Annotated in this window: 5 protein-coding genes; 2 read left to right on the top strand and 3 right to left on the bottom strand. The window is 38.0% G+C overall.

Features of this window, described 5'->3' with window-relative positions; genetic code table 11:
* Window positions 1-810 precede the first annotated feature (810 nt).
* The gene (locus K333_RS0111360; protein ID WP_027452720.1) at window positions 811-1,371 is read left to right on the top strand and encodes an NADH peroxidase; all 561 of its coding nucleotides are present in this window, start codon (window positions 811-813) and stop codon (window positions 1,369-1,371) included.
* Between the two features lie 398 nt (window positions 1,372-1,769).
* Here K333_RS0111360 and K333_RS0111350 read toward each other — a convergent pair whose 3' ends face one another.
* The 3 genes from K333_RS0111350 to K333_RS0111335 all read right to left on the bottom strand — a co-directional run bounded on the left by K333_RS0111350 (window position 1,770) and on the right by K333_RS0111335 (window position 6,301).
* Window positions 1,770-2,357 carry a hypothetical protein gene (locus K333_RS0111350; protein WP_154653052.1) on the bottom strand — a complete coding sequence of 196 codons (588 nt, stop codon included), beginning with the start codon at window positions 2,355-2,357 and terminating at the stop codon, window positions 1,770-1,772.
* A 706-nt stretch (window positions 2,358-3,063) separates the two neighbouring features.
* On the bottom strand, window positions 3,064-4,071 hold the full coding sequence (locus tag K333_RS0111340; RefSeq protein ID WP_024990692.1) for a metallophosphoesterase: 1,008 nt from the start codon (window positions 4,069-4,071) through the stop codon (window positions 3,064-3,066).
* A 640-nt stretch (window positions 4,072-4,711) separates the two neighbouring features.
* Window positions 4,712-6,301: an alpha-L-fucosidase gene (locus tag K333_RS0111335; protein ID WP_036886685.1), complete on the bottom strand. Its 1,590-nt coding sequence runs from the start codon at window positions 6,299-6,301 to the stop codon at window positions 4,712-4,714.
* A 178-nt stretch (window positions 6,302-6,479) separates the two neighbouring features.
* Between K333_RS0111335 and K333_RS0111330 the strand changes: the two genes are divergently transcribed.
* Window positions 6,480-6,756 (top strand): helix-turn-helix domain-containing protein (locus K333_RS0111330; protein ID WP_027452717.1); only part of this gene is annotated, 277 nt, incomplete at its 3' end.

The following is a 6,756-nucleotide window of genomic DNA, read 5'->3' as shown; positions in this document are numbered from 1 at the left end:
GATAACCGGGGGTCGCGATAGCGTACCCTCGGATGAGGGATAACAGCATATCTCATAGCACCCCGGAGGGGTACACGAGCTGTGATAGGTGCAGGACGGGCACACCCTCCGGGGTGCACCCACAGCGGCGCATCGGATATACCGAGGGTACGTTGTGCAACCCTCGGTTATTGCAGCGACAACCCCTTCGGGGTATGGGGTATGCGCATGATGCGTATCTATGCTTCATGTGTACTGGACTAAGCTATAGGGCGATATGTACATGCGTCTCGGTGTATTGGAGCGTGATGTGTAGAGTATCACAGCTGTGTTCTGTGATAAGTAACTTTATACAGATTTATTCTCTTTTAACTTATTTTATATTAGAAATACACATCCTCCCATTTCTTCGATGACATCGATAACGCAAATATTGACGTACAGATGAGTCGAAAAATGACAGATGACAATAAAATTAAAATGCTTTTATCTTCCAATACGCTGACATCATATAACGAAAAAAAGTATTTCTTGTAATCAATAATCAGTTAATCAGTTTTTTTATTTAATTCTTCAAGACAATGACAAGGTATAGTTGTAAAGTATAATGAAATATAAAAAGCTTTATATTTCTCGCAATTAATTTGGAGCTTATTGAAACTTTATATATATTTGCCATTAAAGTTATTCCTTTAGAATTCTGTAAGACGAAAGGTGAAATCAGCAGAATATATGGCAAGATGATATAAAATAATACAGAATGTACCCAAGTGGTCATTAGGCATTATTAAGGTGGGAACGACCACCTATAATTTAAAAACAAAAGCAATTATGAAGAAGAAATTCGTTTGTACCGTTTGTGGTTATATCTACGAAGGTACTGAGGCTCCTGAAAAGTGCCCAATTTGTAAAGCTCCAGCAAGCAAGTTCAAAGAGTTGGAAGATGTCGTAGACGAAGATATGTCGTTTGCAACCGTTCACTATCTTGGTGCAGCATATAAAGAAGGTGTATCAGAAGAATTGATTCAGCATTGTAAGGAGACTTTCTCTGGCGAATGTAGCGAGGTTGGTATGTATCTAGCAATGGCTCGTCAGGCTGATCGTGAAGGTTATCCTGAAGTAGCACGTGCTTTTGAGCATTATGCTTATGAAGAGGCTAACCATGCAAGTCGCTATGCAGAACTTCTCGGTGAAGTGCTTAAAGACACTAAGTCTAACCTTGAAGCTCGTATCGAGGCTGAGCGCGGCGCATGTGCAGAAAAGTTCGAGATGGCCAAAAAGGCTAAACAAGAAGGTAACGATACATTACATGATACCATTCATGAAATGGCGAAGGATGAAGCTAGACACGCTGCTGGATTTATCGGCTTATACAAGAGATATTTCAAATAAGTGTCAATATACCAAATAAAATCTTTAAAGAGGGGTATATTGTTGTCCTCTTTTTGATATTTATCAATAAAACGCACATATTTTCATAATATGTGTGTTTATTTTTTGTATTTTCAATCATCACTCGTATCTTTGCACTCGAAAAGATACGAGGATTATCAATAGATATTCTTTACATTGTAATTAGTATAGATAACAGTAAAAGGTATGAAGAGGTTTAAGGATAACATGAGAAAGCTAGTAAGCAATATCATTGCTAACTACAAGATGATGATGGAAAACTATGGCGAGGCTATGCTTCGTGGCGGTAGTTTCGGTTTCTAAGTCTTTCAATAGGATTAATTGAAAACTAAGCTAGCAGTTTATTAGGGATAGACTGCTTTTTTTATATCGTATAATCAATATTTTAATTTCAACGGAATATTATAATCCCCGGAGACCTTAAAGGCATCCCCGGTCTGACCGTTGACCAGAATAGCAGAGAATGTACCGGCAACAATATAGTTCTTGTCTATCCGCTGCACCTTATCTATATTATGTTTGCTGGCAACACAAGATAGAGTCGCAGTTCCTATATCGTGTGGCAGAACATTCATAACCAATACCAACCCATGACTCTTGTTGTTAAGGTATTCCATGATGCTACTGTCATCATGAATTTCATGTCCCATAAAAATCTGAGCCTTACCTAACTTTACATAATTTTCTATCCCCTGAGCAGAGGCTGGGTAGTAGCCGTCGATATCTATAATAGCTTTATGGTCCACATCGGAACCGAAGAAGTTGATGAGAGAATTTCCTCTGTTACCTCCCTCGATAGAAGTAAAGAAAGGCTTGCTATGATCCTCTATCACGAAAGGGCCATAGTCAATTTGTGTACGAACATAATATTTGCTAAGATGGGTTACTACATTATCATCATCATCAGAACACGAGAAAAATATTCCCGTAACCAATAGACAAATGATAAATGTAAACAACCTCATAGAATTCCTCATACGTATAAATGTTTAGGGGGGACATGAAAATGGCGCGAAATAGTGTGTCGCGCCATAATCCTCTTTTTTCTTCTGATTTTAATTTCAGTACCGAGACTTTAGTCTGGTTAATTCTTTCTTAGAGTACTAAACTTGTATCTCCTACTATCCTATAGGGAATAGTTCCTTTCATTACTCGCAAATATAAATGATTTTGGAATAAGTCGCAAGCTTTTTTGCTAAAAAAAACAGCTAAAATTTCACTTTTAACATTGTAATCGCACACGGAGAAAGTGATGTTGCACAAATATCCCATAATGTGTATTCATTTAGGCAAGAAACGCAAAGACTTGTAATCGCATTTGCTATATTTGACAATTCGAGAAGTTTTTTTATCATCCATCAAATAATCTCCTATACGAGATAAAATATGAATATGGAGAGGTCGAAAATGGTCAATACATTTCGATAGTTTCTGCATATATCAATATTTCCACTCAATAGAATAAAATTCCACTATATTCTATTGCATTATACGTATTTTTGCAATACCACATAAAGAAAGATGAAATTAAAAACGAAATTAACTATAAGAAAGATGGAAATATCACAAAAGACGAAATGGCTCTTGACGAGTCTGGCATTATTTGTGCTGGCCACTGTAATTATTGTTCATATATATAGATACTCGTAAGCTGATTATCGGATGCGGACATTAGGAATAGCGTCCATCATCAGAATTGTATAATGTAATCTGTGTCAATTCCGGCCATGCCCCTAATCTGAATTGAAACGCACCACCAAGTCCTAACGACACATATAGCATCTGCCTGTTTTCTACAAATTTGCCTCCCCAATATCTGAAAGCAAATCGGGCAGGGGTTATCTTTCCGAATCTCAGTTGTGCACCATGTGTATGGCCCGACAATGTCAGTTGGATAGAAGTCTTCCTTAAAACTTCCATTTTCCAATGGTTGGGGTCGTGTGAAAGAAGGATCTTGAAAGTATTCTTTCCTTTTTCTTTTTCTACTATCCCCTGTAATGCCTTGTCCAGATTACCCTTTCTTGGGAATGGGGGAAGACTGATATTCTCCACGCCTATCAGATAGATATGTTCATTATTTCGAAAGATCTCGATGGATTCATCCCGCAAAACCTTCCAACCCATTTGCTCCTGTTGGCGGATGAGTTGGGTAAGTGTTCTCTTCCGATATTCATACGAATGGTCGTTTCCGTATTCTCCATAATCATGATTGCCGAGAATAGAATATATTCCATCTCGCGCTTCCAGTTTTGAAAGCGTCTGCATATATGGCAACATCTCCTGAGAATTATTGTTGATCAGGTCACCTGTGAAAACGATCAGGTCTGGATGCAGACGATTGGTTTCCTCCACAATGCTCTGAATATACTCTTGTCGATTGCCAAAAGTTCCCAAGTGTAAATCTGTGAGTTGTACAATTCGATAACCATTAAAGGCCTCTGGAAGATCCGTAGAGTGACACGTTAATTTCCTGATTTGCAACATTTTCCACCCACGGGTTAATCCAAAGATGAATAGTGATAGAACCATAGCGGTTGTTCCGGAAGCTACCCAGAAACTGAGAAACTGGAGGATAAAGAAAACGAATTTGGGAATGGCAAAGATGAGAATACCACTATTTACCATTCGCATCGAGATATGATGGTGATAGTCTACAAAAAGACAAATCCATGCTGTCATCAACAACAAAGAAGGCATAAACCATATACAGCATATCAAGATGTGGAAGAGCGTATTCGGCGATAAATCATTTATATACCGTATATACAGAAAGATATCCGGTCCTACTACCAATAATAGGACTGGAATAAAAATTTGAAATATAAAATGTTTAATGTCTTGCAAACCGTTTATCACTTTTATATTGACAAAGGTAATAAAATTTTTATTATAAAATCATTTTTTCTCGAAATGTTTGGGGAGTACATCATTTAAACCTCATTTTTTGATCATATCCGATAATGTCCGTAACTAAACCTCTAAAATTAATAAAAGCGAAAAAGTAATAACCATGTTTTAATGCACATATTAATTTTCGATCTTCACAGATGGAAAGAGTAAAAAAGAGACTTCTTCTCCAAGAAGATAAGAAACAGTAATAAGTGAACTTAACTCTTTTTATTTTATAAGTAATAAGTGTTGTAACTTTTATCTGTTGCAAATATAATCATATGATAAAGTTTATATGGTGATTTTTTTGACTTTTGAGGGGGTAATTTTTGACGAATCATTAATATCTATTAAAATTTCCCCCTATATTTATAAAAAATCCTCCCAAAACATAGTGTCTTAGGAGGAATAATCATAAAGATAGTATCTATTATTTTATTTTCAATACCATAGCGATATTATTAGGCAGATATTTTGGGAAGGTAATGGTCAACCCATCTTTTGTTTTCTTGAAATCAACCTTTCCATAGCCGAGAAGTTCTACATATTTTGCTTTCTTGATAGCTTTGAGGGTAAGGCTACTTTCCGACTCTGGAACATCCATCGTGATGGCATAGATGCAATTGCCGGGTTTCTGTGTATATCTGATATCACGAGCTGTAAACTTGATATTACCTTCGTTGAAGCCCTGATCTTTCATCGGATTCTTTTTGTCTGTCGCAGGTCCTTCGCCAAACTGTTTCCACGGACGTGTGCCATAGATACCTTCGCCATTTACTTTAAGCCAACAGCCGATTTGTTTTACGATATTATATTCCAACGAGTCGATAGTTCCGTCTGATTTAACGGGTACGCTTAACAAAAGATTACCATTCTTGCTCACGACATCAGCGAGAATCTGAATGACATTCTGTGCAGACTTATATTTCCCATCGTAGAATCTTCGTTTATCGTAATGCCAAGAACCAATACAGGTACATGTTTGCCATGCTTTAGGTTGAATATCATCAGGAGTTCCGCGCTCTACGTCCCACACCATGGCCTTTTTATGGAAATCCTTCAATATCTTACCCGTCACCACAGCTTCGTTTTTGCCATGATGTTCTGCAATACTTTTGTTATACACATGAGCAAGGATGTCCAGTCCACAGTCACAGAAAGGATAGAGAGGTAATACTGTATCGTCGAAGTATACTACATCAGGGCTATATTTATTGATTAAATCCATTGTACGGTTATACACGCGATTACAGTAAGCTTCATCCGGAAGGGTCACCTTACTTGGGTCCCAGTCCCATTCGCCGCTCTCTTTGCTTAGCGGATGACGCTGCTCGTATAAATCCTGTGGATCGTAGCCTTCCCACCATTTTCCTTTTCCGTCAGCTTTGGTAAGTCGCCCGTCATAGGTTTGTCCTTTGAACGTTCCTTTCTTGTCGGCACCTCGACTTGTTTCATACCATGTCCAGGCATGTGCCAGATGAACGCTCAAACCTAATGGCAGATGATATTTCTTACATGCTGCAGCCCATCCGCCGATAATATTCTTCTTAGGACCGAGGTTTACGGAGTTCCATTCTTGATATTTGCTGTCCCACAAATCAAAATTATCATGATGATTGGCTAAGGCAAAGAAGTATTTTGCCCCACAATCTTTATAGAATTTGACGAGGAAATCTGGATTCCAGTTTTGTGCTTTCCATTCATGAATCCAATCCTTGAAACCGAAATCCTTCTGTGGACCTCTCGCCATCTTACTGAACTTGTATTGATCAGACCCCTCCTCGTACATTCCGCGCGCAAACCAGTCGCCATATTCTGGTGCACATTGCGGTCCCCAATGTGCCCAAATGCCAAATTTTGCGTTTCTGAACCACTCTGGACATTGATAATCGCTCAACGATTCCCATGATGGTTTATACTTGCCCTTAGCAATAGGTTCCTTGGAAGTGTCCACTTTTACCTTAATAGCCTTTTCTGCCTCTTGAGCACTGTTATAGATATTTTGCGCATGAGAAATCATTGCGGTCGCAACAAGTGCAGCAGAAAACAAAATACGTTTTGTAGGTTTACTCATTATTTTTAGGTTTAGATTGTTAGAATTGCCACAAAGTTACGACTTTTTTCTGATGAAACAAAAAATAGGGACTCTATATTGAAGTGAACCCCGAAAGTTAGACAAAAAACTTCCGGGGTTCATTATGTCAGAAAGAAAGAGAAGAAAACATGATTATTCAGCCCGTCTAAAATATATACGGCTGTTAGAATCTGGATGGACTTTTAATTTAATCCGTGTTAAATATGGTATTGACGACACTCAACTTAAAGTTTTGTGGGAGAAATATCAGCAATACGGGGAGGCTGGTTTGCATAAAAGTGGAAAAATCAAGGCCGATTTTGCATTAAAGAAGAAAATCGTGCTTGATATTATAGAAAATCATTTAACTTTGCACGCAGCTTCGATAAAATACGGTCCAT

The sequence above is a fragment of the Segatella albensis DSM 11370 = JCM 12258 genome (assembly GCF_000426565.1).
Lineage (GTDB): Bacteria > Bacteroidota > Bacteroidia > Bacteroidales > Bacteroidaceae > Prevotella > Prevotella albensis.
The sequence above is the reverse complement of the archived record's forward strand: the minus strand, read 5'-3'. Positions and strand labels throughout refer to the sequence as shown.